Annotated in this window: 25 protein-coding genes; 19 read left to right on the top strand and 6 right to left on the bottom strand. The window is 69.0% G+C overall.

The window, feature by feature from the left end; translation table 11 throughout:
• Positions 1-66 precede the first annotated feature (66 nt).
• The gene (trxB, locus tag MLG87_RS03000; protein ID WP_243293732.1) at positions 67-1,035 is read left to right on the top strand and encodes a thioredoxin-disulfide reductase; all 969 of its coding nucleotides are present in this window, start codon (positions 67-69) and stop codon (positions 1,033-1,035) included.
• 12 nt (positions 1,036-1,047) lie between these two features.
• The gene (alr, locus tag MLG87_RS03005; RefSeq protein WP_243293733.1) at positions 1,048-2,187 is read left to right on the top strand and encodes an alanine racemase; all 1,140 of its coding nucleotides are present in this window, start codon (positions 1,048-1,050) and stop codon (positions 2,185-2,187) included.
• Positions 2,188-2,196: 9 nt separating this feature from the next.
• Here the strand turns inward: alr and MLG87_RS03010 are convergent, their stop codons facing one another.
• Genes MLG87_RS03010 through MLG87_RS03020 form a run of 3 tightly spaced genes read right to left on the bottom strand, consistent with a single transcriptional unit; the run spans position 2,197 to position 7,512 of the window.
• Positions 2,197-4,509, bottom strand: coding sequence for an LPS-assembly protein LptD (locus MLG87_RS03010; protein WP_243293734.1), 2,313 nt, complete (start codon positions 4,507-4,509; stop codon positions 2,197-2,199).
• 6 nt (positions 4,510-4,515) lie between these two features.
• Entirely contained in the window at positions 4,516-5,238 is a 723-nt protein-coding gene (locus tag MLG87_RS03015; RefSeq protein WP_243293735.1) for a ZIP family metal transporter, read from the bottom strand.
• Between the two features lie 6 nt (positions 5,239-5,244).
• Positions 5,245-7,512, bottom strand: coding sequence for an Rne/Rng family ribonuclease (locus MLG87_RS03020; protein ID WP_243293736.1), 2,268 nt, complete (start codon positions 7,510-7,512; stop codon positions 5,245-5,247).
• A gap of 347 nt (positions 7,513-7,859) precedes the next feature.
• Between MLG87_RS03020 and MLG87_RS03025 the strand changes: the two genes are divergently transcribed.
• The 6 genes from MLG87_RS03025 to MLG87_RS03050 all read left to right on the top strand — a co-directional run bounded on the left by MLG87_RS03025 (position 7,860) and on the right by MLG87_RS03050 (position 12,861).
• Positions 7,860-8,705 (top strand): phosphate ABC transporter substrate-binding protein, encoded by an 846-nt coding sequence (locus MLG87_RS03025; RefSeq protein WP_243293737.1) that lies wholly within the window; start codon positions 7,860-7,862, stop codon positions 8,703-8,705.
• A 68-nt stretch (positions 8,706-8,773) separates the two neighbouring features.
• Positions 8,774-9,814: a phosphate ABC transporter permease subunit PstC gene (gene pstC / locus MLG87_RS03030; RefSeq protein ID WP_243293738.1), complete on the top strand. Its 1,041-nt coding sequence runs from the start codon at positions 8,774-8,776 to the stop codon at positions 9,812-9,814.
• Complete coding sequence (pstA, locus tag MLG87_RS03035) at positions 9,814-10,695, top strand: phosphate ABC transporter permease PstA (RefSeq protein WP_243293739.1); 882 nt, start codon at positions 9,814-9,816, stop codon at positions 10,693-10,695. The genes pstC and pstA overlap by 1 nt, the downstream gene beginning before the upstream one ends.
• A complete protein-coding gene (gene pstB, locus MLG87_RS03040; protein WP_279341047.1) occupies positions 10,695-11,477 on the top strand; it encodes a phosphate ABC transporter ATP-binding protein PstB in 783 nt (260 codons plus the stop codon). The genes pstA and pstB overlap by 1 nt, the downstream gene beginning before the upstream one ends.
• Entirely contained in the window at positions 11,477-12,142 is a 666-nt protein-coding gene (gene phoU, locus MLG87_RS03045) for a phosphate signaling complex protein PhoU (RefSeq protein WP_243293740.1), read from the top strand. The genes pstB and phoU overlap by 1 nt, the downstream gene beginning before the upstream one ends.
• Before the next feature lie 14 nt (positions 12,143-12,156).
• The gene (locus tag MLG87_RS03050; protein ID WP_243293741.1) at positions 12,157-12,861 is read left to right on the top strand and encodes a response regulator transcription factor; all 705 of its coding nucleotides are present in this window, start codon (positions 12,157-12,159) and stop codon (positions 12,859-12,861) included.
• A gap of 29 nt (positions 12,862-12,890) precedes the next feature.
• Here the strand turns inward: MLG87_RS03050 and MLG87_RS03055 are convergent, their stop codons facing one another.
• Positions 12,891-14,243 (bottom strand): sensor histidine kinase, encoded by a 1,353-nt coding sequence (locus MLG87_RS03055; RefSeq protein ID WP_243293742.1) that lies wholly within the window; start codon positions 14,241-14,243, stop codon positions 12,891-12,893.
• A 114-nt stretch (positions 14,244-14,357) separates the two neighbouring features.
• Between MLG87_RS03055 and MLG87_RS03060 the strand changes: the two genes are divergently transcribed.
• From MLG87_RS03060 to MLG87_RS03095, 8 genes are all read left to right on the top strand, one after another.
• On the top strand, positions 14,358-15,005 hold the full coding sequence (locus MLG87_RS03060; RefSeq protein WP_243286126.1) for a DUF47 domain-containing protein: 648 nt from the start codon (positions 14,358-14,360) through the stop codon (positions 15,003-15,005).
• 13 nt (positions 15,006-15,018) lie between these two features.
• Complete coding sequence (locus MLG87_RS03065) at positions 15,019-16,026, top strand: inorganic phosphate transporter (RefSeq protein WP_243286125.1); 1,008 nt, start codon at positions 15,019-15,021, stop codon at positions 16,024-16,026.
• A 90-nt stretch (positions 16,027-16,116) separates the two neighbouring features.
• Entirely contained in the window at positions 16,117-16,653 is a 537-nt protein-coding gene (locus MLG87_RS03070; protein ID WP_243293743.1) for a GNAT family N-acetyltransferase, read from the top strand.
• Positions 16,653-17,333 (top strand): lysophospholipid acyltransferase family protein, encoded by a 681-nt coding sequence (locus tag MLG87_RS03075; protein WP_243293744.1) that lies wholly within the window; start codon positions 16,653-16,655, stop codon positions 17,331-17,333. The genes MLG87_RS03070 and MLG87_RS03075 overlap by 1 nt, the downstream gene beginning before the upstream one ends.
• Positions 17,323-18,261, top strand: a complete 939-nt coding sequence (locus MLG87_RS03080) for an arginase family protein (protein ID WP_243293745.1) — start codon at positions 17,323-17,325, stop codon at positions 18,259-18,261. Before MLG87_RS03075 ends, MLG87_RS03080 begins: the two co-directional genes overlap by 11 nt.
• 7 nt (positions 18,262-18,268) lie before the next feature.
• A complete protein-coding gene (locus MLG87_RS03085) occupies positions 18,269-18,763 on the top strand; it encodes a hypothetical protein (RefSeq protein ID WP_243293746.1) in 495 nt (164 codons plus the stop codon).
• A gap of 35 nt (positions 18,764-18,798) precedes the next feature.
• Positions 18,799-20,727: a site-specific recombinase gene (locus tag MLG87_RS03090; protein WP_243293747.1), complete on the top strand. Its 1,929-nt coding sequence runs from the start codon at positions 18,799-18,801 to the stop codon at positions 20,725-20,727.
• A complete protein-coding gene (locus MLG87_RS03095) occupies positions 20,720-21,589 on the top strand; it encodes a DUF2911 domain-containing protein (protein WP_243293748.1) in 870 nt (289 codons plus the stop codon). The genes MLG87_RS03090 and MLG87_RS03095 overlap by 8 nt, the downstream gene beginning before the upstream one ends.
• Positions 21,590-21,592: 3 nt before the next feature.
• On the opposite strand, the gene MLG87_RS03100 is transcribed toward MLG87_RS03095, so the two are convergent.
• On the bottom strand, positions 21,593-22,261 hold the full coding sequence (locus tag MLG87_RS03100) for a radical SAM protein (protein WP_243293749.1): 669 nt from the start codon (positions 22,259-22,261) through the stop codon (positions 21,593-21,595).
• Positions 22,258-23,019, bottom strand: a complete 762-nt coding sequence (locus MLG87_RS03105) for an SDR family oxidoreductase (protein ID WP_341848570.1) — start codon at positions 23,017-23,019, stop codon at positions 22,258-22,260. The genes MLG87_RS03100 and MLG87_RS03105 overlap by 4 nt, the downstream gene beginning before the upstream one ends.
• Here MLG87_RS03105 and MLG87_RS03110 point away from each other — a divergent pair.
• Genes MLG87_RS03110 through MLG87_RS03120 form a run of 3 tightly spaced genes read left to right on the top strand, consistent with a single transcriptional unit; the run spans position 23,018 to position 26,852 of the window.
• Positions 23,018-25,567: a SpoIIE family protein phosphatase gene (locus tag MLG87_RS03110; protein ID WP_243293751.1), complete on the top strand. Its 2,550-nt coding sequence runs from the start codon at positions 23,018-23,020 to the stop codon at positions 25,565-25,567. The genes MLG87_RS03105 and MLG87_RS03110 overlap by 2 nt on opposite strands.
• Positions 25,564-26,055, top strand: a complete 492-nt coding sequence (locus MLG87_RS03115) for a hypothetical protein (RefSeq protein ID WP_243293752.1) — start codon at positions 25,564-25,566, stop codon at positions 26,053-26,055. The genes MLG87_RS03110 and MLG87_RS03115 overlap by 4 nt, the downstream gene beginning before the upstream one ends.
• On the top strand, positions 26,055-26,852 hold the full coding sequence (locus MLG87_RS03120) for a SirB1 family protein (RefSeq protein ID WP_243293753.1): 798 nt from the start codon (positions 26,055-26,057) through the stop codon (positions 26,850-26,852). Before MLG87_RS03115 ends, MLG87_RS03120 begins: the two co-directional genes overlap by 1 nt.
• Position 26,853 lies beyond the last annotated feature (1 nt).

Genomic DNA, 26,853 nt, shown 5'->3' on the forward strand with positions numbered 1-26,853 from the left:
GCCAGCCGATCCAGGCGCGCTAGACTCGAAGGACGGCCGAAGCCTGTTCCTTGCCAGGAGAATCTTGTGAGCCACCACAAAGTCGTCGTCATTGGCACCGGCCCCGCGGGCTACACCGCGGCCCTGTACGCCTCCCGGGCCAACCTGGCGCCCCTGGTGTTCGAAGGGGCCCAGCCCGGCGGCCAGCTCACCATCACCACGGAAGTGGAGAACTTCCCTGGCTTCCGCCAGGGCGTCGCGGGCCCGGCCCTCATGGATGAGATGCGGGAGCAGGTGCTCCGCTTCGGCACCACCATCAAGTCCGAGACCGTCCTCAAGGCCGACCTCCAGGCCCGTCCCTTCAAACTCTCCACCGACAAGGGCGAGTACACCGCGGACGCCGTGATCATCGCCACGGGCGCCTCGGCCAAGTGGCTGGGCATCAGCAAGGATGAGCAGCTCTCCCGCACGGGCGGCGGCGTGAGCGCCTGCGCCACCTGCGACGGCTTCTTCTTCCGCGGCAAGGAGATCGCCGTGGTGGGCGGGGGCGACACGGCCATCGAGGAGGCCACCTTCCTTACGAAGTTCGCCACCAAGGTCCACCTCATCCACCGCCGGGACAAGCTCCGCGCCTCCAAGGCCATGCAGGATCGGGCCCTCAAGAACGAGAAGATCCAGCCCGTGTGGAACAAGGTCGTGCTCGACGTGCTGACCGCCACCCACGAGACGCCCATGGGCGAGAAGGTGGAGAAGATCCGCGCCCTCAAGCTCAAGGACACCGTGGACGGCTCCGAGTCCGAGCTGCCTGTCGAGGGGCTCTTCGTAGCCATCGGCCACCAGCCCAACACGGGCCTGTTCAAGGGCCAGCTGCCCATGGACGAGACCGGCTACCTCCAGGTGGAGAAGGGCTCCAGCCGCACCGCCATTCCCGGCGTCTTCGCCTGCGGCGATGTGCAGGACCATGTGTACCGGCAGGCCATCACCGCCGCGGGCAGCGGCTGCATGGCCGCCATCGACGCCGAGCGCTGGCTGGTGGACCAGGGCCTGGCGGAATGAAGGTCGCCGGGCGTGAATGAACAGCACCTCGAACCCCTGAAGCCGCATCCGGAGGGCCGGGCCCTCCGGGCGGAAGTGGACCTGGGCCGCATCGCGCGCAACCTCGACCGCATCCGCACCCTTGTGGGCGGGCGGCAGATCTGGGGCGTGGTGAAAGCCAACGCCTACGGGCATGGGGCCGTGCCCGTGGGCCGGGCCCTGGAGTCCGCCGGGGCCTACGGGCTCGCCGTCTCCAGCCTCGAGGAAGGTCTCGAGCTGCGCCGGGGAAGCATCCGGTGTCCGATCCTCGTCCTGGGGGGCCTGCGCCCCGAGGCCCTGCCGGCGGCCAGCGCGGAGAACCTCACCATCGCGGTGGTGGGGCCGGAGCATCTGGAGGACTATGCCCGCCTCCTGCCCCAGCACCCCGTGCGGCTCCACCTGAAGCTGGACACGGGCATGGGACGCTTCGGCCTCCTGCCCTCGGAGCTGGGGGACTGCCTTCCGGCCCTGCGCCGCCTCTCCCCATGGATCGAAGGCGCCATGGGCCATTTCGCCACGGCGGACGATCCGGATCCTGGTTTCGCCCACCGTCAACGGCGGGTCTTCGACGCCTGCCTGTCGCAGCTGGCGGACGGAGGCGTCCATCCGGCCCAGCGCCATCACGGAAACAGCGACGCCTGCCTCCGGGGCCTGCTGGACCAGGACACCCACGTGCGCCCCGGCCTGGCCTTGTACGGCCTGGCCATGGTGGCCGAAGGCCGCGCGCTCGGCCTGGAGCCGGCCCTGGAGCTGGTGGCCGAAGTGGCCCGGGTGAAGGCCATGCCCGCGGGCACGACGGTGGGCTATGGTCGGACCTTCGTGGCCCCGCATCCCCTCCAGATTGCCACCCTGGCCTGCGGCTATGCGGACGGCTACCGCCGCGACCTGGGGAACCGGGCCGTCGTGGGCTTCCGCGGCCGGACCTTCCCCGTGGTGGGCCGCATCTCCATGGACTACCTCACGGTGGCCCTGCCCCTGGACGTGCCCGTGGCGCCGGGGGAGCCCATGACCCTGTACAGCGGAGACCCCGCGGCGGCGCACAGCCTCGAACGCCTGGCCCAGCTCCTCGGCACCATCCCCTACGAACTGAGCTGCGCGCTCCACCGCAGGATCACCCGCCGCTTCCTGCCGTAGGAACGGCCCTCAACGCCGGAAGCTGAAGAGGTCTCCCAGCCCCCGGAGGGTGAGGGTCAGGTCGATGCGATCCTCCCGCCCGCCGGACACGAGGTTGGTGTTCAGGGCCACGTGGGTGTACTTCAGCACGTAGGCCACGCAGGGCTCCACGTAGGCCAGGGCCACCTGGCTGGAGGCGAAGGCGCTCATGTGGAAGTCGTAGTTGGCGCTGAATTCCAGGCGGAGCCGGTCGTCCCAGAAACGCTGGACGCCGCCTGCCTGCAGACCCTTCTGGCGCACCAGGAACCGGTTGATGCCCGTGGAGAAGTAGGCCAGGTTGAACCGGCTGCCGTCCTTGACCTTGAAGTCCATGCTCAGGGCATTGTCCGAGCCGCCGGCGCCCAGGTCGGAGGAACGGCGGAGGCTGATCCGCAAGCGCTCGTCGGGTTCCACGTCCAGGTCCGTGTCCACGCTGGACCAGCCCTTCTTGTAGCGGCCATCGCTGAGGATGATGGGCGACGCATGGTAGCGGGTGGCGATGCGGAGGCGCGCCAGATCCGCGAACCCGGTGCCAGGCCCCGACCGGCCGAAGATGTGCTGCTTGAGGCCCACTTCGAAGCTCCGCTCGCCCGAGGCGCTTTCGTTCACGCCCGGGAAGGCATCCACCGAATCGAACCGGGGCAGCCTGCCCGCCTCGCCGTACAGGCTCGTCTGCGTCCAGCCGAAGTAGGGCTCGGCGACATGCTTGAGTTCGCCCTTGTAGCCGAGGATCGAGACATCCTTGAAGGTCCGCCCCACCTGCGGTCCCGACAGCCGCAGATGCCCCGAGCCCAGGAACCGCGTCGCCGCCGCCCCGTCCACCTGGAAGGGGCTGGTGGCGGGATTCACCACGGTGTCGGTGGCCCCGCCCTCCGGATCGAAGACGGAAGAGCCCAGGCTGGCGCTGTAGTGGGTCGCGCGCCCCATGGCCTCGAAGTCCGCGCGGAAGGGTCCCCACTGCCCCAGGCGGCCGTGGATGCGGGCGTTCGCATCCTGGCGGTCCCAGGCGTAGGTATCCGCGGGGGCCGTGGCGCTGCCTTCGATGCGGTAGGCGAAGCGGCCCACCCGCACGCCGCCATCGAGGTACAGGGGACCGACCAGGGAGACAGGGAAGAAGCGGAATTCCGCCTGGGGCAGCGTCTGCCGCCGGAGGGAGGCCGGGAAATCCGGGCTGTAGAAGGGATCCCCCTGGTCCTTGGTGTAGAAGAAGCTGCGCTGCTCGGCGGCCGAGAGGTTGAGGTTTCCGAAGGTGTAGGTGCGCCCGAGGTAGATCGCCGAGTCAAAGCTGGTGGCGCCCAGGTAGCCGAGGCCCTTCCCGAAATCCGCATCGACGAGGTTGTCCGAAGCCTGGTTCACGTCCGCCGTGAGCTGCCAGCCATCCTCACGCTGCCACACCTCCTTCAGCGAGTAACGGTAGCGGCGCTCGTCGAGGCTCTTCTGGTGGATGGTCTGGCCGGAGAAGCTGCCCTGGTGGGTCAGGTCGGGCCGCCAGCGCGCTTCTCCGCCCCAGAGGACGCCCTCCTTCGTGAAGTACTCCGGCGACAGGGTGGCGTCCACCGAATCCCCCATGACCTGGTAGTAGGAAAGCCCCAGGGTGGTGCCGAAGGCGCTGGACATCCCGATTTTCGGGGGGAGCAGGCCCGAGGTCCGCTCCGCCTGCGCCGGATACAGGGCGTAGGGGACGTAGTAGATCGGGACGGCCCCCAGGAGCACCCGGGCGTTCCACATGCTGGCGAAGCCATCCAGGTCGATCTTCAGGGAGGAGAGACGGGCCTTCCAGCCGGGCTTCTCCTCCGGGCAAGGGCTCAGTTCCACGGCATCGAAGGCCCAGGTGCGCAGCGTGGTGAAGGCCACGTGGCTGGAGCGCAGGGTCCAGCTTGGAGGCAGGTCCATCTGCAGCGCCCAGGCCTGGCCCGATCGCCGCTCCCAGTCCATCTCCAGGCGCTCGCCCCGGAGCCGCAGGCCCGGGCCCTCCAGGCGGATGTGCCCTTCCGCCACCAGGCGGCCGTCCGGGATGTGGTACCGGATGCGGTCCGCCAGCAGCAGCAATCCCTCGGACTGGATGGCGCCCTGCTCCAGCGTCCAGACATCGGCCTCCTCGAAGACCCCTTCCCCTCGGTAATCAAAGGGCACCCTGGCCAGACCCGGCCCCCGGTCCACGCGGAAGGGGCGGAGGGGCAGCAGCTCCGCGGGCGTGGGCGCATCCAGCGGAAGGGGCTGCGGAAGGTCGGGCAGGCCCTGGGCCGCCAGCAGGGCCGGCACGGCACCCAGCAGCAGGCCTCGGGTCCTCCCGGGGATGGCCATGGGCGGTCAGTGATGGTGCGGCAGCAGCCGCGAGCTGACGAGGAAGATGCCCACCCCGGCCAGGAGCGCTACCGTGCTGCGGAAGCCGGAGACCTTCTGCACTTCCGGCAGAAGGTCGGAGCTGGACACGTAGAGCGCCAATCCAGCCGTGAGTCCCAGCACCGGACCCGTGGGGAGGCCCAGCATGGACTGCCCCGCCGCTCCCACCAGGGCGGCCAGGGCCAGGGTCGCCGCGGCCAGGATGGCGCCCCGGTTGCCGAAGCCCCGCACCAGGAAGATCGACGCGATGGTGCCGCCCTCGGGAATGCGGTGGAAGAGGATGCCCAGCACCACCAGGGGACCGAGGTTGCTGTGGGTGGCCAGCGCGGCGGCGATGGCCACGCCGTCCATGAGGCTGTGCAGGGAGAGCCCCACCAGGGCGAGGACGCCGCTCAGGGGCGTCCCATCCTTGTGGGTCTCCTCGCCGTAGTGGAAGTGGAGCGTGATGCCGTGCTCCATGATGTGGACCAGCAGGTAGCCGGCCAGGACCCAGAAGGCATTGCCCTCGCCGCCCTTGGCCTCCATGCATTCCGGAATGATGCGGACCACGGTGACGGACAGCAGGTAACCCGCCGCCACCCCGGAGAGCAGGCGCATGAACTGCGCCCGTCCCTGGAGGAACCGCACCACGCCCCAGCCGCCCAGAAGGGTGGCCAGGGACGCGAGAGGGGCCAGCCAGTAGATCGACATGGACGGCTACTCGGCCTTGGGTTTCTTGGCGCGCGTGACCTTGGCCTTGGCGGGGGCTTCCTCAGTCTTGGCGGAGGCCTCCTCGGCCTTGGCCGCGGCTTTGGGGGCGGTCTTGGCAGCTGTCTTGGCCGCCGCCTTGGGCTTCGGTGTGGCCTTCTTCTTGGCGGGAGCTTCCGCCGCAGGTTCAGCGGCCTGGACCGGCTCGGGCGCGGGCGGCACCGCCGCCGCGGGTTCCGGCAACGCAGCCACCTTGGCTCGGGGCGTGCGCTTGGGCTTGGCCGGGGCCGCCTCGGGCTCGTGGGCGGCGGGCGTGGCGCCGCCAATCTTCGGCCGCGGGCTGGGAGTCAGGAGGCTGGCCACGAGGTCCGCTGTGGCTTTCGGCGGCTCGGGCTGGGCCTCATACGAAGGCTCAGGGCGGGAAGCCGGCTCGGTGGAATCGGCGGCGGGCATCACCGCCCCCTCGCCATTCCGCTCGGCGCCACCCTTCCGGCGACGGCGGCGGCGCTTGCGCTTGGCGCCTTCGCCCTTGGATTCCCCGCCTTCGGCGTCGGTCCCTTCCTCTTCTTCCTCGTCCTCGGGCTTGGCGCTCTCGAAGAGGGCGCGCAGCCGCTCCCGCTCATCCAGGGCGGCCCGCTGGAGGTCGCGCCGGTCGTACTTGAAGGCTTCCTTCTTGGGCTCCTTGGCGGGCTCACCCGGAGTGCCCAGGGCCTTCTCGAAGGAAATCGGGCTGTCGCCGCCCAGGACCACGGTCTCGTCCTCCGGAGCGCCCTTTTCACGGTGCGGCTTGGGTGCGGCCTTCTCGACCGGGGCTTCCTCCGCCCGCTCAATCTCGGCGGCCATCTCGCCGTAGGACATGGACCAATCCGCCTGGATGAGGATCCTGGCGTCGCTCTGCTCCTCCAGCTGTGCCAGGTCTCGGCGCTTCTGGTTCTGGACCGCCGCGGCGATGGCCGGGGCGAGCTTCACGCGGATCTCGCCGATGCCACCCTTGGCCAGGATACCCTGCAGGCGACGCACCACGGACAGCACCAGGGCTTCCAGGGTCTTCACCTTGCCGGTGCCGGCGCAGGTGGGGCAGGCTTCGTGGTTCACGTGCTGGAGGCTGGGCCGGATGCGCTGACGGGTCATGACGAGCACGCCGAAGCGGTTGATCTTTCCCACCTCCATGCGGGCCTTGTCAGCCTTGAGGCACTCCACCAGGCGGTCCTGCACGGCGCGGATGTGGGAGTCGCGTTTCATGTCGATGAAATCGATGGCGACCAGGCCCGCCAAGTCGCGCAGGCGCAGCTGCCGGGCCACCTCCTCGGCGGCCTCCATGTTCGTCTTGAACGCCATGTCCTCCACACCGTCACCGGAGGTCTTGCCGCTGTTCACGTCGATGGCCACCATGGCTTCGGTCTGATCCAGGGCCAGGGCACCACCGCTGGGCAGGGGCACCTTCCGGCCGTAGATGCGGTCGATCTGCTCCTCCAGCTGGAAGCGGGAGAAGAGGGGCTTCTTGCCCGTGTAGTGCTTCAGCACGTCCAGGTGCTGCGGCATGGTGCGCTTGAAGAAGGACTGGGCCGCATGGAACGTGTCCAGATCGTCGATCTGGACTTCCTCCACGTCGGCGCTGAAGGTGTCGCGCAGGGTGCGGGTGACGACGTCATCCTCCTGCCAGACCAAGCCGGGGCCGTGGCGGTGCTTGTAGCGGTTCAGGACTTCCTTGTAGGTGTCCAGCAGGTACTCCAGATCGCGCTGGAAGTCCTCCTTCGTGACGCCCAGGCTGGCGGTGCGGACGATCACGCCGATGTCCTCGGGGATCTCCAGGGTGTCGACCAGCTGCTTGAAGTGGCGGCGTTCCTCGGTGCCCTCGATCTTGCGGCTGATGCCATTGACGGGGTTCCCGGGCGTGATCACCAGGTACCGGCCCGCGAGGCTGATCTGGCCGGTCATCATGGCGCCCTTGGTGCCCAGTTCCTCGCGGACGGCCTGGACGAGGATCTCCTGGTCCCGCTGGAGGATCTCCTGGATCCGCCCCCGGCGGCCTTCGCTCATGTCGCGGGGCAGCTCCCCGAGGGGCAGGAAGCCGTTCTTCTGGCCGCCGAAGTGCACGAACGCGGCCTGGAGGCTGGTGTCCACCCGGACCACCTTGGCCTTGTAGAGGTTGCCCTTGATCTTCTCGTTGTGGAGGAACTCAACGTCGTAGTCGAACAGCACGCCGTCGATCAGGCTGGCCACCCGGATCTCTTCTGGATCGGTGGCGTTGATCATCATGGTTTTCTTGGGATTCAAGGATTCTCCTGTGGGTTCCCAGGCTACGGCTGGCGCATGGCAAGCGCGGCGGCCTTCCTTGGGGCTGGATATCGGGATGGGAGGTCGGGAAACCGAAGGGGGCCCTGCCCTGGCTTCGGCCACCCGGAATGGAAAAAAGGGATGGTCGCGATCCCCGGGGGCAAAGGGCGTGGCCTCGATCTGCCCGCTGGATCTTCAACCATTAAATCCACTTATTCCCTGGGGGGCAAGCCTAGAACCCCCTAGGGGGCCCCGAGCGGCCCGGCGGAAGTTACAGGGATGTCACACCCATGGTCACAGGCCTTCACCCAGGGCCCTCAGAGTCGAGGTCATTGAAGGAGGCAACGATGAAGATCCGATTCATGGCCCAGGCCGTCCTGGCTGGTCTGCTCGTGGCCGGGACCGCCCAGGCCCAGACCGTGACCGTCATGGGCTCCACCGCCCTGGGCCCGATCGTCAAGAAGGCGGCCGAGGATTACATGAAGTCCCATCCCGGTGTCCAGATCGCCGTGAGCGGCGGCGGCTCCATGACCGGCCTGAACCAGGTAACCAGCGGCGGCTGCCATATCGGCATCTCCGATGTGTTCGCCACCCCCGACCAGGAGAAGGCGGGCATCAAGAACCACAACATCGTGGTCCAGCCCTTCACCCTGGTCGCGCATCCGGGCGTGGGCGTGAAGAGCCTTTCCGCCCAGCAGGCCGAGCAGATCTTCACCGGCAGGATCGGCAACTGGCAGGAGGTCGGCGGGCAGAACCGGAAGATCGTCCGTGTGATCCGCCCCGAATCCTCCGGTACCCGCGCGGTCCAGAAGAAGACCATCCTGCACGACCAGGAGTTCGCCAAGGACGTGCTGATCCAGGATTCCACCGGCGCCGTCGTCACCGCCGTGGCCACCACGCCCGGGGCCGTCTCCTTCGTGGAGCTGGAGCACCTCGAGAAGAACAAGAACCGGATCGCCGGCATCGCCTACAACGGCGTGGCCTGCTCCAACGAGACCGTGAAGTCCGGCAAGTACCCGGTCTTCTCCTTCGGCCACGCCTACACCAACCCCGCCAAGCTGGGCGACCCCAAGGTGAAGCAGGCCGTGGAGGACTTCCTGGCCTACATCCTGAGCCCGTCGTTCCAGCAGAACGTGATCAAGGCCGGCTACCTGCCGGTGGATTACGTGAAGTCCCTCAAGACCAAGCTTTGAGCTCCATCGGGACCACCCTTGCCCACCCGGCGGCCCTGCCGCCGGGTGGTTTGCGGAAAGGCGAGCCCATGCCCCAGGCACCTGAAGTCTCCATCGCGGCCGCCTCCGAAGGCGGCTATCCCGTGCTTGAGGATGGGCTCAGCCCGGCCGGTGCCGGCGCACCCGCCTTCAAGCACAGCCGGCTCCAGCGGCTGGCGGACCGCTGGGCCCACCTCGGCTTCCTGGTCTGCAGCCTCCTGGTGGTGGGCCTCATCGGAGGCATCCTCTACTTCCTGGCCACCCGCGGGCTGGCCGCCTTTCTGCCCATGGCCGGCAACACCGGGAGGACCCTGAGCTTCTCCGAGGTCTTCCTGTCCGCGGACTGGGCCCCCTCCTCGGATCGCTTCGGCATCCTGCCCTTCATCGCGGGCTCCCTGGGCGTCACCGGGCTGGCCCTTCTCATCGCCGCCCCGGCCGGCGTCCTCACGGGCGTGTTCATCGCCAAGATGGCCCCGGCCTGGATGCGCAACCTCATGCGCCAGGTCATGGATCTGCTCGTGGGCATCCCGTCGGTGGTCTACGGCATCTTCGGGCTCACCGTGGTGCTGCCCCTGGTGAGCCGGACCTGGTTGGCGGACGCCCCGGCTTCCGGCTTCGCCGTGTCCGCCCTGATCCTGGCGGTCATGATCGTGCCCACCATCGTCAGCCTGTCCACGGACGCCTTCGAGTCCCTGCCCGCCGCCCTGGACGAAGGCGCCCAGGCCTTGGGCTCCAGCCGCTGGCAGTCCATCTGGCGCGTCCTCATTCCCGCGGCCCGCCCCCGCCTGCTCACCGCCATGGTGCTGGGCCTGGGCCGGGCCATCGGCGAGGCCATGGCCGTGCAGATGGTCATCGGCAACAACCCCCAGTGGGTGGCCCTCATGCGGGAATCCACGGACCGGGCCCCGTTCCTCCGCGCCCTCTTCACGCCGGCGGCGACCCTCACCACCGAGCTGGTGCAGGAGCTCCCCAACACGGCGGCCGGCTCCACCTGGAACAACGTCCTCTTCGCCATGGGTCTGCTGCTCTACCTCCTGACCATGGTCCTGATCCTGGCCACTCGTCGCCTGGGCCGCGGGAAGGAGGCCTGATGAACGTCGCCGTCCCCGTCTTCCGCCGCTCCCGGACCTCCAAGGTCGTGGACCGCCTCATGCGCGGTGTCCTCTGGGCCATCGCGCTGACGTTCGTGGCCGTGCTGATCCTCTTCGTGGGGGCCATCCTCAAGCAGGGCTGGCCGGTCCTGAACCTGGGCTTCCTCACGAAGATGCCCGAGACCCTCGACGCCGGCGGCGGCATCAAGCCGCAGATCTTCAACTCGATCTACCTGGTGGTGCTCTCCCTGGGCATTTCCCTGCCCGTGGGCCTGGGCGCCGGCATCTACATGGCGGCTTATGCGGGCCAGGGCCGGGCCCTGCGCTTCCTCCGACTCTGCATCGAGACTCTCGCCGCCACGCCCTCCATCGTGCTGGCCCTCTTCGGCATGATCGTCTTCGTGCAGGCCATGGGCTGGAGCTTCTCCATCCGCTCCGGCGCCCTCACCCTGGCCCTGCTGAACATCCCCGTGATCACCCGCGTCACCGAGGTGAGCCTGCTGGCCGTCCCCCGGGAGCTGAAGGAAGCCAGCTACGGCCTGGGCGCCACCAAGCTGCAGACCATCCTCAAGGTGGCCCTGCCCTACGCCGCCACGGGCATCCTCACGGGCCTGGTGCTCACGGCGGGCCGGGCCTTCGGCGAGAGCGCCATCCTGGTCTTCACCGCGGGCACCAACGCCAGCGCGCAGTTCCCGGACTTCCGCCTCACGGTGCCCGGTGAGACCCTCTCCGTGCACCTCTGGTACGTCACCTCGGACGGCACCCTGCCCGACGCCCGGGAAATCGCGGCGGGCACCGCGGCCGTGATGATCCTGGTCCTCCTCACCCTGAACCTGCTGGTCCGCCTGGTGGACCGCGCCATCCGACGGCGGACGCGCTGATGCTCATCCCGACCACCCCCGAAACCAAGCCCATCAAGCTGTCCGTCCGCGACATGGACTTCAGCTACGGCCCGAAGAAGATCCTGGACGGCCTGTCCATGGACATCCACGCCGAGCGCGTGACGGCCATCATCGGCCCCAGCGGATGCGGCAAGAGCACCTTCCTCAAGTGCTTCAACCGCATCCACGAGGTCGCTGCGGACGTCGACGTCAGCGGCGACATCCAGATCGACGGCGTGGACATCTACCGCGGCGGCATCGACGTAGTGGACCTCCGGCGCCGCGTAGGCATGGTCTTCCAGAAGCCGAACCCCTTCCCCAAGTCCATCTACGAGAACGTCGCCTTCGGGCCTCGCCTCTTCGGAGTCAAGGACCGCGCGACCCTGGACGGCATCGTGGAGGACGCGCTGCGCAAGGCCGCCCTCTGGGATGAGGTGAAGGACCGGCTCAAGGAAAGCGCCAGCGGCATGAGCGGCGGCCAGCAGCAGCGACTCTGCATCGCCCGGGCCCTGGCGGTGAATCCTGAAGTGCTCCTGATGGATGAGCCATGCTCGGCGTTGGATCCCATTGCCACCGCCAAGATCGAGGACCTCATCACCGAGCTGAAGGAGAGCCTCACCATCGTCATCGTCACCCACAACATGCAGCAGGCGGCCCGGGTCAGCGACTACACGGCCTTCTTCTGGCTGGGCAGGCTGGTGGAGATGGACCTGACGGAGCGGATCTTCACCACGCCGAAGGTGCAAATGACGGAAGACTACATCACGGGGAGGTTCGGCTGATGCGGCAGTTTGACACGGAACTGAAGGAACTCCGGGAAGGCATCATGGCCATGGCCGGGGTGGCGGAGGAGATGCTCGAGCTCACCATCCAGGCCCTGGCGGAGCCATCCCAGGCCAAGGCCGACCAGGTGAACCACCTGGACCGCCGCATGGACGAGTGGGAGCTGAAGCTCGATCAGCAGTGCATCGACCTCCTGGCCCTCCGGAACCCCGCGGCCTCGGACCTGCGTCGCATCGCCTCGAGCCTGAAGATCATCCCCGAGTTGGAGCGCATCGGCGACCACTGCTGCAACATTGCCCGCCGCGTGGGCATGGTCCATCCGCCCATCCTGGCCGGGAATGATCTGGAGCGCCTGGGCACGGAGACCCGGAGCATGGTCCGCCGGGCCGTGGACGCCTTCGTGAGCAACGACGCCGCTCTGGCCCATGCCGTCATCCTGAGCGACGACAGCGTGGACGCCCTCTACGGGAAGCTCTATCGCGACTTGCTGCGCAGCATGCTGGCGGATCCCCTCTGCATCGAACGGGCCAGCCACCTCATCCTCGTCATCAAGAACTGGGAGCGCATCGCGGACCAGGCCACCAACATCGCGGAGGAAGTGCTCTTCATCCTCGAGGGCCGCAGCGCCAAGCACACCTATCTCCGCGGCGATTCCGTAGAATAGGGGGGAAGGATCCCATGCCCCACATCCTCCTCCTGGAAGACGACACCGAGATCCGTCTCGGCCTGGAACAGCATCTGCGCCGCGAGGGCTTCAGCCTGACCAGCGTGGGCACCGGCCGCGAGGCCCTCCAGGCGCTCGGCGCCTCCGGATCCCGTCTGGACGCGGCCCTCCTCGACCTGAGCCTGCCAGACATGGACGGACTCGATGTGCTCCGGGCCATTCGTGGCCACAGCGCGCACCGGAGCCTTCCCGTCCTCCTCGTGACGGCGCGGAGCGAGGAGATCGACCGGGTCCTCGGCCTGGAACTGGGCGCGGATGACTACATCTCCAAGCCATTCTCCACCCGGGAACTGGCGGCCAGGCTGCGGGCCATCCTCCGCCGGTCCACGCCGGCGGAGCCGTCCGAACGCCCCCGCCAGCTCACCTTCGGCCCGATCACGGTGGATCTGGACATGCACACGGCCCGGGTGGACGGCCAGCTCGTGGACCTCACGCGCCGTGAGTTCGAGCTTCTGGTGTACTTCCTCGCCAACCCCCGCCGGGTCCTCACCCGCGAGAAGATCCTGCAGCAGGTCTGGGGACTGGAATACCTCGGCGAGAGCCGCACCATCGACGCCCACGTCCGCCGCGTCCGGGCCAAGATCGGCCCCGTGGCCGCGGAGCAGATCGAAACGGTGGTGGGAGTCGGCTACCGCCTGGGCGGGCCCAGCGAGGCTTGAAGACTCCCGCTGGGATTCAGCCCGGTCCCCTAGACCTGGTCGCGCTCCCCGGGCTGGGGCGGCAGGATCACCCGGAAGGTGGCCCCTTCCCCCGGCCGGCTCTCGAGGGCGACCTCGCCGCCCATCAGGCGGCAGAGGTGCTTCACGATGGCCAGTCCCAGGCCCGTGCCGGGCTTGGCCTTCGCGGCCTGGGCCCGGTAGAACCGTTCGAAGATGCGCCCCTGCTCCGCCTCCGGGACGCCTGGTCCCTCATCGCTCACCTCCCAGACCTGCCCCTGGGCTGAGAGGCGGACGCCGAGCCGCACACGGCCTCCGGGCGGACTGAACTTGATGGCGTTCGAAAGAAGGTTCTCCAGCACCTGACTCAGACGGAGGGGGTCCGCCAGAAGGGTGGCCCCGTCCGGGGCTTCGACGTCGACGTCCAACTGGACGGAGGCTTCCGCCAGCCGGGCCTGCTGATCCTTCACCACCGTGGCGATGAAGGCGGCAAGGTCGAGCCGGACCGGCTCCAGATGCATGGCCCCACTTTCGATGCGGCTCAGTTCCGACAGATCTCCCAGCAGCATGGCCAGCCGGTCCACGGAACGAAGGATGGAGCGCGTCCCGCCCAGGGCCGCCTCCGGCAGGTCCTCCTCCTGCAGGTTTTCCGCCGCGATCCGGATGGCCGTCACCGGCGTCTTCAGCTCGTGGCTGACGTTGGAGATGAACTTCTGCCGGGTGGTTTCCAGAGCCTCCTGACTCGTCACATCGTCGACGGTCAGCAGCACGCCGGAGATGCTGCCCACCGGCGCGAAGGGGATGGCCCGCACCCGGAGCGTGCGGCCCGCCCGCGCCAGCCGCCACTCGGAAGGAACGCCCTGGTAGGCCCGCTGCACCGCCGGTGGGCTGTCGGCATCCCGGAACACCTCGGCCACGGCCATCCCCTTGTCCAGGGGCGCGCCCAATCCCAGGTGCCGCTGGGCTGCCGGATTGAACTGCTCCAGGCCGCCCGTGGGTCCGAAGAGCAGCACGCCCTCCTCGAGCCGGGCCATGATGCCGGGGAGCAGGCGATCTTCGCGGGCCGCACGCTCCCGGAGATCCAGGTTCTCCTGTTCCAGTGCCGACCAGGCCTGGGGGAGATCCGCGATGGCACTGGGCCGCGACCCGCCCAGGAGGCGCCCCAGGGGTTCCGCCACCAGGCGCACCTGCCAGCGGGCCATGAGGATGACCACCATCACCACCGTGGCCACAAGTCCCAGGATCCAGGGCGCGGACACCCCTTTCTGGACCGTCATGCCCAGTCCCAGGCCCAGGAACAGCACGGCCCCCAGGCAAACGAGGGCGCGCTCCAGGAAGGCCCTCACGCCGGGCCCCGCCTCGCGATGTGAGCTGTGTTCCGCCATGCCTTCTGACCATACACCGTCTACGGGGTCACAACCCACCGGCCGGCGGCCAATTTACGCTCCGTTTGCACTCCCGGAACCGGTACAGTGGAGGACGGATCTGTGGGAGTGGTCATGTCCTTGAATGCCGTGATGCGCTGGCTCAAGCCTCGGGAGATGGTTTTCTTCGATCTCCTGGAATCCGCTTCGGGCAACGTCTACCAAGCAGCGCAGCTATTCGATCGTGAGATCCGCAGCGGCGATCCGGACCGGTTCGCAGAGCTGCGCCGGCAGATGAAGGACCTGGAGCACGCCGGCGACGACATCACCCACGAGATCATCGACCGCCTGAACCACACCTTCGTCACGCCCATCGACCGGGAGGACATCCTGGCTCTGGCGCATTCCATCGACGACGTGATCGACCGCATCCATTCGGTGTGCGAGCGCCTGATCCTCTACCGCATCAGCCACGTGATGCCCGCCGTCACGGAGATCAGCTCCATCATCGTGGAAGGTGCCGGCGAGATCCTCCACCTCACCCGGTCCCTGCGCAACATGTCCAACCAGAAGGAGATCGGGGATCGCATCCGCCGGGTCCACGCCCTGGAGAACAAGGCCGACTCCATCTACCACGCGGGCCTGGCCCAGATCTTCCAGGATCCCAAGGATCCCATCGAGCTCGTGAAGTGGAAGGAGATGCTCGAAAAGATCGAGGACGCCACCGACAAGATCGAGCTGGTGGCCAAGGTCATCGGCTCCACCGTCATGAAGAACGCGTAGGCCGGAGCCACTCATGCTCGAAGGCATCATCCCGGCCCTGGTGCTGATCGTCGGCCTCGCGCTCGTATTTGATTACATCAACGGCTTCCACGACACCGCGAACGCCATCGCGACGGTCGTTTCCACCGGCGTGCTCAGCGCCCGGAACGCCATCCTCATGGCGGGCATCCTGAACTTCGGCGGCGCCCTCCTGGGCACCCAGGTGGCCACCACCATCGCCAAGGGCATCGCGGACAGCCAGTTCGTGGTACCCGCCGTCATCGTGGCGGCCCTGCTGTCCGCCATCGTCTGGAACCTCATCACCTGGTATTTCGGCATCCCTTCCAGTTCCAGCCATGCGCTCGTCGGCGGTCTCGCCGGCGCCGTGGTCGCCCAAGCGGGACGCGGCGCCCTCCACACCGCCAAGCTCGAAGAAGTCGGGACCTTCCTCATCGTGAGCCCCGTGGTCGGCTTCTTCATCGCCATGCTCCTCATTATCGTCATCCTGTGGATCGTGCGTCATACGGCCGGGCACCGCGTCAACCTGGCGTTCCGGAAGCTCCAGCTGGTCTCTGCCGGTGCCATGGCCTTCACCCACGGCACCAACGATGCGCAGAAGGCCATGGGCATCATCGCCCTGGCCCTCATCACCTACGGAAAGCTCCACACCCATGGCGTGAAGGTCGACGTCCCCATCTGGGTCAAGCTGGCCTGCGCCACGGCCATGGGCCTCGGCACCATGTCCGGCGGCTGGAAGATCATCCGCACCATGGGCGCCAAGATCGTCAAGCTGAGGCCCATCCATGGGTTCGCCGCGGAGACGGCCTCGGCCATCGTCCTCTTCGCCACGGCCCACATGGGCATTCCGGTCAGCACCACCCACGTGATCAGCGGCGCCATCATGGGCGTGGGCGCCAGCATGAACGTCTCCGCCGTGCGCTGGGGCGTGGCCGGGAACATCGTCGTGGCCTGGGTGCTCACCATCCCCATCAGCGCCCTGCTCGCCGCGGGCTTCCTCAAGCTGCTGGCGCCGTTCTTCTGATCCGCAGGAATGTCGCGGCAAAATCGCCGCGCCTTCGCAGGCCCGTCATGACTGCCTCCGATCCTGGTGCAAACACCAGGGAGGCCCGCCATGACCATCGCGACCCTCAGCCCTCATCCCGAAGGCGCCCGCTACGCCGTCCGGCCGCTCGGCAGCGCCGACTTCGCCCACCTCCAGCGCCTCGAGTCCGAGATCTGGTCCGGGGACGGGGCCGGCCAACTGTGCCCCCACTACCTGCGCCTCTGCACCGAGCTCTACGGCGACTGGTGCTTCCTGGCCATGGACGGCGGCCGGCCCGTGGGCTACGTCCTCAACTTCGTGAAGGGGACCACGGTCTACTGCGCCACGCTGGCCGTGCATCCCGACTTCCAGAAGGGCCGGGTGAACTACCTGCTCATCCGCGCCATGGTGGCCAAGCTGCTCCAGGAGAACGTGGAGGAATGCCGGTTCCTGGTGGAGCCCGGCAACGATGACGCCCGCAGCGTGCACCATGCCCTGGGCGCCCGCGTGGTGTCGGAGGTCCACGATTACTACGGCCCCGGCGACACCCGGCTCTGGTCCGCCATCACCCGGGACGACCTGGAGCGCGTGCGGGCCCGCTACACCCGCCTGAAGCTGGTGAGCTAGTGAGCTGGGCCGGCGTCCTCTGGCCGACTTTCGCCCTGCTGCCCCGGCTGGCGGCCGGGGCGGAGCCGCAGCCCGGCATGCATCGCTGGGCGCGCCGGCTCCTCCCGGCCCTCGGTGTGGACCTCGAGGTGGCGGGATATCCCCGGAAAGACATCCCCCTCTGGGTGGCCAACCACCTCAGCTGGGTGGACCCCGTGGCCCTCATGAGCCTCCGTCCCATGGGCACCATCGCCAAGGGCGAGGTCACCGGCTATCCCGTCATCGGCCGGTGGGCGCGGCAATCCGGCATCCACTTCGTGGATCGCGACGACGCCACCAGCCGGGCGGCGGCCCTGGCCCGCTTCGCCGCCTCGCTGAGGGAAGGCCGGGACATGCTGCTCTTCCCGGAGGGCACCACCACCCGGGGCGAGCGTCTGGCGCCGTTCTACGAGGGTGGCCTGCGGGCGGTTTTTGAACTGGGCCTGCCCGCCCAGCCCTTCCGCCTCAGCAGCCCGGCCCCCCATTACCCATGGACCGGCGACGAGACCCTCCTGCCGCACCTCCGCACCCTCTTCACCACGCGCACGTCCCTCACCGTGGTGGCAGAGCCGCCCCTGCATCCGGCCGGTTTCAAGGATCCGGACCAGTGGATCGACGCCTTCCGCACGGCCCTCGAACCTCGGAGCCGCCATGTCCACTGACGTCCTCATGCAGGGCCTCCGCACGGGGCTCACGCCCTTCCTGGGCCTGCCCCTCGTCCTCGACCCGCGGCCAGCCACAGGCGTAGTGCTGGGGGTTCCCTGCGACGCCGGCGTGATCAACCGCCCGGGCGCCCGCCTGGGCCCCTGGGCCCTGCGGGCAGCCTCCATGGGCCTCGGGACCCACCCCATGCCCGACCATCTCCGCGAGGGGCGGCCCCTTCTGGGCTCCGGCGCCGCCCACGGGTGGCTGGATGGCGGCAACATTCCCACCCTGCCCTTCTCCCTGGCCGAGGCCATCCGGACCGTCCAGGCCACCGTGGGCGCCTGGGCCATGACCGGCTGCCGCACGTTGATGTTGGGCGGCGACCACAGCCTCACGCTCGGCGCCCTGCGGGCCCTGGCGCTCCAGCACGGTCCCCTGGGCCTCCTGCACCTGGACGCCCACCCGGACGCTGCGGATGGCGCCGCCTGGGGCACGGACCTCCATCACGGCACCTGGGTCCGGCAGGCCCTCGAGGAAGGCCTGCTCGATCCAGGGCGGGTGGTGCAGGCAGGCCTGCGCGCGCCCCGGTTCGACGACGGCGAGCTGGCCTATCTCCAGGCTGCCGGGGTACGGATGTGGACGCCCGCGGACCTGCGGGACCCGCGCCTGGTCGCGCGTCTGGCCGCCGATATCGCTGCCGTGGGCCGGGGCCCCGCCTACCTGAGCCTGGACCTGGACGCCCTTGATCCCGTGCTCGTGCCCGCGGTGGCGGAGCCGGTCCCCGGCGGGCTCAGCTTCGAGGAGACCGTGCGTCTCATCCAGGCCAGCCGCCTGTGGAGCGAGCCGTGGGTGGGCGCGGACCTCATGGAACTGGCCCCCATGCTGGACGGCGCCGAGGCCAGCGCCCGGGTCGCCGCCCACCTCGCCCTTCACCTCCTCGCGTGAGACTCCCATGAGCGCCTTCGACGCCTTCCGCGCCTGCCACGGCGAACCTGGCTGGGATGACATCGTCAGCGGCCACGACTTCGGACTCCTCGAAGCCGCGGAGATCCAGGCCTGGGTGGCGGACGAAGGCCCGGCGGCCAGCCGCCTGCGTCTGCTTGGCGGGGAAGCCCTGCGGACGTTCGAGGCCCACCTCTGGGCGGCCTGTGCCGAGGCCGTGGGCAGGACGCCCCGGCCCGGGAGCACGGGCTGGTCCCGCGCGCAGGACCGCTGGCGGGAGGCGCTCCTGCGCGAGGCCCTGGCGGGAGAATGCACCACCGCGCAGCTGGCGGCCAAGGTGGAACGCATCTACGAACAGGTCGGCTGTCCTGAGGACATGCTGCTCATGCTGCGCCCGTCCCAACCCTGGTCCGGCACCCCCGCGACGGTGGATCCCCAAGCAGTGCAACAGTTCCTGAACCAGACTAGTCGTACCCCATCCGATCGGACGAAGCCCGGATTCTAGGGTTGTGCCACCCTGTGGGCTCCTCCGGAGTCCCGATGCCCCTGTCTGACCCCAGGCTGGACCAACTCCTGACCGGCGGCCCACCGAACCTGGAGCAGCTGCTGCGGTGGCTGTTGGAAGCTTCGCCGGTGAGCTCGGTGGACGGGGAGCCCCGGCGCACGACGCGGTTGCGGCGGCTCCACGGAGGCTTGGTCTTCCGAGGGCTCACGGGCCCGCTTTCCGACGCCTGGAATCACGCATCGGCCATCCGTCTCCTCGCCGAGACGGGCCTGCCGGACCGCACCACCCTGATGGGCGAGGGCTTCCTGCGGATCGTGGACCGGATCATCCCCCGTCTCGATCCCGAGGGCGACCTCTACGCGCTCCTCGACCGCCTGGACCTGGATGAAGAGGATGCCGCCTGGGTGGAAGGCCTGCCGACGGATCTCAAAATCCTGTGGGCCCCCCTGCTGACGCCTCCGCCGGACATCTGGGCCCATGCAGCCCGCCTGCTGGCCCACCGGGCAGCGGCTGTGGGCCTCTCCCGAGATCTGCTGGCCCTGGACCCGGAGGGCAGCGACGCCGATTCCCCCTTCTTCCGCCTCACGCGGGTGGTCCATGACGCCGGGGAGCAGCCCCGCGACCCCGCTGCCCGGGCCGCCTGGGAGGCCTGCTGGACGGCCTGCGGCGCCACCCTGGCCGAGGCCCATGCCCGGCTCGATGAGCGTGGCGTCTCCACGGACCTGGTGTTCCGGCTGGAGCTGCTGGAGGCCCAGCTGACACGGATCGGCCAGATCCTCGATTTCGCGGCGGGTCGAGGGAATGGCGCGGCTTTCGCCGCCGAGCTGGTGCGGGGCAGCGCCGCGCAGCATGGGCTGCTGTCCCTCCTGCGCACCACCGTCAAGCGCCTGGCCCGCAAGGTCGTGGAGCACACGGGCGAGACAGGTGAACACTACATCGCCCGAGACCGGTCCGAGTGGTGGGCCATGGGGCGATCAGCGGCGGGCGGCGGCCTTCTCACCGCGGGAACGGCCCTGTTCAAGATCGGCCTTTCCGCCCTGGCCATGGCCCCCTTGCTCTCCGGTCTCACCTTGACGGCCAACTACGCGGTGAGCTTCTGCGCCATGCAGCTCCTGGGCTTCAGCCTAGCCTCGAAGCAGCCGGCCATGACCGCCTCGGCCCTGGCCCGGGCCCTGGAGATCGACGATGGCCAGACACGGGAGATCGAGCTGGTGGCGTCCATCACCCGCACCCAGGCCATCGCCACCCTGGGCAACGTGCTGACCACCATGCCTGTGGCCGTGGGGCTCGTGGCGGCGTGGGTCTGGTTGACGGGCCACCCGCCCCTGGACCAGGAATCAGCCCTCCACAGCCTGCGGGGCACCCACCCCTTCCACGGCTGGACCCTGGTCTTCGCGGCCCTCACGGGCGTGCTGCTCTGGCTCTCCAGCCTCGCCGCCGGGTGGACCGCCAACTGGAGCGCCTATCGCTGTCTTCCCGAGGCCCTGGCCCAGAACCACCGCATCCGCTCCTGGCTGGGGGCCGAGAAGGCCGACGCCCTTGGCCGTTTCATCCAGAAGCACCTGGCGGGTTTCGCGGGCTACACGGCGCTGGGCGCCCTGCTGGTCTTCGTGCCCATGGCCTTCGCCTTCGCCGGAATCCATGTCGAGGTCCGTCACGTCACCCTCCAGGCGGCCTCGCTGGCCCTGGGTTCCGCCATGCTGTGGTTCCAGGGATCCCTGGTCTGGACGGATGTCCTCTGGAGCCTGCTGGGCATCGGTCTCATCGGGGTCATGAACTTCGCCGTGTCCTTCGCCCTCGCGCTGTGGACGGCCTTGCGCGCCCGCGATCTCAGCGGCCGGGCGAGCCGTCGCCTCTGGTGGGACATCCTCAGGGCCTTCAACCGGAATCCGGGACGATTCCTCCTCCCGCCGCGCCGGGATGCTACCCTCGACAGCCGCCTCCCCGGAGATTCCCATGCGTAGCGTCCTCCTCCCCGTCCTGCTGCTCGCTTCCACCGCCCTCCCGTCCGCCGCCCAGGACAAGCCCGCCCCCGTGCGCCTGACGCCCTTGCGCGTAAGTCCCGCCTGCACCGTGTCCCAGGACATCGGCATCAGCCGGATCGAGCTCGCCTTCGCGCGACCTGCGGTGAAGGGCCGGCAGATCTGGGGCGGCCTGGTGCCCTACGGCCAGGTGTGGCGGGCCGGCGCCAACAGCGCCACCACGATCACCTTCAGCCACGCGGCGCAGGTGGCCGGGAAGGCCGTGCCCGCGGGCACCTACGGGTTCTTCGCCATCCCCGGGGAGAAGGCCTGGACGCTCATCCTCAACAAGAAGGCCAAGCAGTGGGGCGCCTACGAGTACAAACAGGCGGAAGACCTGCTGCGCTGGGAGGCCGTTCCCCAGGCGGGCCCCTTCCTCGAGTACCTGGACTACCGGGTGGTCCCCACGGGCACCGGCAGCGCCACGGTGGAACTGGGCTGGGAGAACCTCCGCGTGAGCTTCCCCGTGGTGTTCGACACCAAGGCCATCTACTGGGCCCACCTGGAGGACACACTGAAGAAGGCGCCGGACACGGACTGGGTGCCCTGGTACCAGGCCGCCGCCTACTGCCAGGCCCAGGGCATCGAGCCCCAGAAGGCCCAGGCCTGGATCGAGAAGAGCCTCAAGTCCGGCGACAGTTTCTGGAACCACGAGACGGCCGCCCGGATCTACAAGGACGCCAAGCGCATGCCCGACGCCCTCGCCCAGCTCCAGAAGGCCATCGACCTCTCGAAGGGCAAGGCCCCGAAGGAATACACCGAGAACCTGGAGAAGGAAATGGCGGACTGGAAAGCCGGGAAGTAGGGCTCAGACCCCTTTCTTCTCCGCCCCCCAGATGACCTTGTGCAGCTGCATCTGGACCCGCACGGGCAGGCCGTCGGCGATGACCTGCTCGGCGAGCCAGGCGGGGTCGAGGCTGCCCCAGACGGGGCTGAAGAGCACTTCCAGGCGGTCCCAGACCTTGCGCTCGGCGCACCAGGCCCGGGCCCATTCGTAGTCCGCCTGGTCGCAGAGCACGAACTTCAGCTCGTCCTGCCCGGCCACCATGTGGTCGAGGTTCGTTTCCAGCCAGCGGTGGACTTCCCCGCTGCCGGGGGTCTTGCGATCCACAATCTTGATGACCTCCCGGGGCACCGGCGCCAGATCGTGACTTCCAGCGGTCTCCAGGGCCACCTCGTAGCCCAGGCCCAGCAGGGCCCGCAGCAGGTCGGGGGCGTGGGGATGGGCCAGGGGTTCTCCCCCCGTGAGCTCCACGAACGGGGCGCTGGGGCCCTTCCGCGGGGGGCCGAGGCGCTGCCGGGTCTCGGCGAGGAGCTCTTCCAGACTTCGCATGGTGCCGTCGTAGAAGGCGTACTCCGTATCGCAGTACGAGCAGCGCAGGGGGCAGCCCGTCAGGCGGATGAACACGCAGGGGCGTCCGATGCGGGCGCCTTCCCCCTGGATGCTGTGGAACACCTCGTTGACCTTGAATTTCATCGATCCACCCAGCGCCGCCCCCCGTCCAGGGTGAGGACGTCCCCCGTGAGGAAGGGGCTGTCGGCGGCGTAGCGCACCGCGCGGGCGAGGTCCGCAGGGTCGCCCAGGCGCTTCAGCAAGGTGCGGTCGGCCAGGAACGTCTCATCGCTGCCTTCAGCGGGCAGGATCGCGCCCAGGGCGTGGCCCACCACGCGCACCCTGGGCCCCAGGAGCTGCGCGAGCCCGGGCACCAGGGCCGCGAGCCCGGCCTTGGCGGCGCTGTAGGGCAGGCGCTTCAGCCAGGGATGGTGGATGGAGGTGTCCAGGAGGATCTGGAGGCAGGCGCCCTCGCACAGGTGCGGCGCCAGGGCCTGGGCGCAGAGGAAGGGAAAGCTGAGGTTCATGCGCCAGGTGGCGTCGAGCCGCTCGGGTGTCCAGGTTCCGAGCGGCTGCTCAGGGAAGGTCCCGGCCAGCAGCACGGCGCCCGAAATCAGTCCACCAGCCACCTTCAGAGACTGGAGATCTGCCATCATTCTGGAGCTCACATCCGGGTTCTCGGCATTCCATACAAACGTCCGGATCCCCGCCCGCTTCGAAAGGTCCTCTACCCACGTTTCACCATCCCAGGGTTCCGAGCTGGTCAGCACCAGATCATGGTCCCCGGCCAGATTCTCAGCCAGGGCCCGCCCCAGGCGCCGCCGTCCTCCCACCAGCACCCAGCAGGGCCTGCCGTTCCGCGAGATCCGCTCCATCGGGGCATTCTTCCACAAAGGTCCCATGAACCCCTACCTCAAACGCATCCGTTGGCGCCTGCTGTGGATCAGCTTCGCCTGCCTCGTGCTGGCCCTGGGGTCGTTCGGCCTGAACCAGTGGGTGTACGCCCCCTCGGACGACCAGTGTTCCTGGGTGGTGGAGAACGGCAAGATCGTCATCCGCGAGATCCTCCCGGACGGGGTGGCGGAGGAGGCCGGCCTGCTGGAGGGCGATGAACTCCTGAAGATCCAGGGGCGCGCCTTCGAGCCCACGGTCGAGGGAACCCTCAAGGCCCAGCGGTTCATCAACGCCAAATCCCAGGGCACCATTCTGATCTACACCGTGAAGCGCCAGGGGCGGGCGATCCTGCTCCCCATCCGGCTGGTGAAGCCGCTGGATCTGGAGCAGGTGGCCCTGCTCCTGAACGGCATCCTCGCCTGGGCCATCTCCCTCCTGGTGGTCCTGTCCGCGCCCGAACGCAAGACGGCGCGGCACTTCTTCTACCTGGCGGCCACGGCCCTGCTGATGTCGGGCGCCACGGTGGGGCTCAACGCCCCGGCACCGCTGCGGATCGCCGTGGGTCTCATGGCCTCCGTCACGGCGGCCCTGCTTCCTCCCTTGTGGATCCACTTCTTCCTGCGGTTCCCCCACCCTTTCCACCTGAGGAAGAACCGCCGATTCCTCCAGGCCATCTACGGCACCTACGCCCTCATGGCCCTGGTGCAGTTCCTGGTGTTCCTCTGGGCCATCCTCAGCGACGGCACGCTCCGCACCCCCGCCGGCGCTCCCCTGGAAGGCTCCCTCAAGACCCTCCTGGCCGGCTACCCCATCCCGCTCTACGCCGGCGCGGCGCTGGCCGGTCTGGGGTTCTTCCTGGTGGGTACGTTCCGGACCCACGAGCGACTGCGCCGGGCCCTGCTGCCTTCCCTCATCGTGGCCGCGGTGCTCTGCCTGGATCTCCTGGCCTGGACCGTGCTCCGGGCGCGGTACGGCAACAGCCTCCTCTTCCGCCGCCAGGTCTTCATCTTCATGCTGCCGGTGCCCCTGCTGCCGCTGAGCTTCGCCTTCGCCATCTTCCGGCACGGCCTCTTCGAAGTGCGGAAGGTGCTGCTGCGGTGGGTGAGCTACATGGCCATCCTGGCGCTCACGGTGGCGGGCTACCTGGGCGGGCTCGCCTGGGCCTTCTCCCACCTCTCCTCCATCCCGCCGGGCTGGGCCGGCGCCCTCATCGGCCTGCTGGCCCTGCCCCTGGGCTGGGCCCTGCGCCGCCTGCTGAAGGGCATCCGCCGCCGCTTCCGGCGGGACTTCGCCAGCACCCGCGAGATCGCCCTCAGTGCCGTGCGCGAGCCCCGGAAACGCTTCAGCGAGGAGGCCCTGCTGAAGTCCCTGCGGAAGGCCCTCGACGAGGCCTTCCGGCCACAGTTCCTCGAGGTGCTGCCCATCGAGTCGCGGCAGATCCTCCTGCCCGCAGCCGAGTCCATGGATCGGGAGGATCGGCGCAGGCACTTCCCGCCTCAACCCCTCCGGATCCCGCCCGGGCTCCTCCGGCTGGCCCGGGAGAACCGCGAGCTGGTGCTGGGACTGGGCAGCGAGGAGGCCGACTGGATCCGCGAGCAGGGCGAGGGCCTCCGGGCCCATGTGGACGCCCTGGAAGCCCAGCTTCTGCTGCTGATCCTGGCCGGAGACCACCCGCACAGCGCCGTGCTCCTGGGGGGCAAGTACGCGGAGCTGAACTACGGCCGCGAGGACCGCGAGCTTCTGCGCGAGGTGGCCCTGGCGGCTGGCCAGGTGCTGGAGACGGCGGTGATGCACCAGCGCCTGCTGGCCCAGGAACGCCTGAGCCAGGAGCTGGAGACCGCCAGGCGCATCCAGGAGGGCCTCATCACCTCCCACCTGCCGCCCATCCCCGGGTTCCAGGTGGCCCTGCGCCTGGAACCCGCGCTGGAGACCGGTGGAGACCTGCTCTTCGTGAAGCGGAGGCCCAGCGGGAAGTGGCTGGCGGCGGTGGGCGATGTCTGCGGCAAGGGCCTCGCGGCGGCCCTCTACATGGCCCAGGCGACCGCCCTGCTCGAGCAGGCGGCCCAGCGCGAGGACCAGGGGCTGGAGGAGATGCTCCAGTCCATGGATCACACCCTCCGCCAGCTGCTGGGCCAGAGGGGTTTCCTCACCCTCGTGCTGCTGGAGTGGGACCAGCACGGGAACTACCGGCTGGCCCGTGCCGGCCACCCGGGCGCCCTCCTGCTCCAGGGGGTCGTGGAGGACTGTTCGACCGAAATGACGCCCCAGGGCCGTGGCCTCGGCCTCCGCCCCGCGGCGCCGGGGAACTGGGAGGTGGTCGAAGGCGTCCTTCCCCCCAAGGGCTGGGTGGTGCTGTACAGCGACGGCCTGTCCGAGGCGATGAACCGCGAGGGCGAGCTCTACGGCGTGGCCCGCCTCTGCGGCCAGCTCCGCCGCCTCTGGGGCACGGGCAGCCCCCGGGCGGCCTGCGAGGCGATCTTCCGGGATGTAGCGTCATTCGATACTCAGAACCGGGATGACCGGACTCTGTTTATCCTGGGAAGGGAGCATTCATGACCCGCCGCCCACTCCAATGGACCATCCCCACCCTCCTGGTGCTCCAGCTGCTCATGCTCTGGCTGCAGGGCGCCCAGCTCCACCGCCAGAACCAGGTGCTCCAGGGCCTGCGGGAGGACATCCAGGCCCTCACCGAATCCCTGGATTCCAGCCAGGGCCCCGTTTCCGACAGCGACGAAGCCGATGTGGTGCCCGCCAGCACCGGACCCAAGGTCCAGCCCCAGAGGCATGTTGCGGTGCTGGGCATCCAGGAGGAACAGGAAGCCGCGGCCAAGGAACTCCAGGCCTCCCGTGAATCCGGCCAGAAAGCCGTGAAGGACGCCCGCGAGGCGCAGTCCAAGATCTCCATCGAAGAGAACGCCAGGAAGGCCGAGGAGGCCAAGAAGGTCCAGGCCGCCACCAGCTCCTGGATGAACTGGGCCTGGGGCGCCATGGGCCTGGTCGCGGCGGCTCTCGTGGGCCGCGCGGTGATCCGCCGGAGGGGCTGATGTCCCTGCTCGAATACCTCCGCCTGGATCCGGAATGCCGGAACCTGGCCGAAGGGGCTGTCCACGCCGTGGCGCCGGCCCTGGAAGATCCCGATCCCGCCTCGGTGGTGATGCAGCTCAACGAATGGGCCTTCACCCTCGCGGGGCGCATGCCCCTGCCCTGGGACACCGACCGGGCCCTGGAGGCGCTCAACCACCTGCTCTTCGAGGAGCTCGGCTTCGATGGGGATCGCGAGACCTACGATGATCCCCTGAACGCCCTGCTGCCCGCCGTGGTGGCCCGCCGCAAGGGCCTGCCCATCTCTCTCTCCATCCTGTGGATCGACCTGGCCCGGCGCATGGGCTTCGATGCCGTGGGCGTGGGCCTGCCCGGCCACTTCATCGCCGCCCTGCGCTTGCCGTCCGGCCTGCTGTGCTTCGATCCCTTCAACCGTGGACGCGCCGTGGGCGAAGAGGGAGGCGCCGCCCTGGTGAAGGCCGCCAGCGCCGGACGAATCACCTTCCACCGCGACATGCTGAAGCCCGCCACGGACCGCCAGATCCTCGTCCGCCTCGTGCGCAACCTGCACCTGCGGTTCATGCACGTCGAGGACTGGGAAGAGGCCCTGTGGACGGCCACCCACCTGATCCTGCTGGATCCCGGCGATGCCCGGTCTCACAAGGAGCGCGCCTTCGTGCACCTCCAACGGGACGAGCCCGCCCCCGCCCTTGCCGACCTCCGCGAGGCCCTGCGCCTCAGCCCCGACCCCGATCCCGAGATCCAGGCCTGGCTCCAGCAGCTGGAGTCCTCCAGCTAGA

Source organism: Geothrix mesophila (genome assembly GCF_022808835.1).
Lineage (GTDB): Bacteria > Acidobacteriota > Holophagae > Holophagales > Holophagaceae > Geothrix > Geothrix paludis.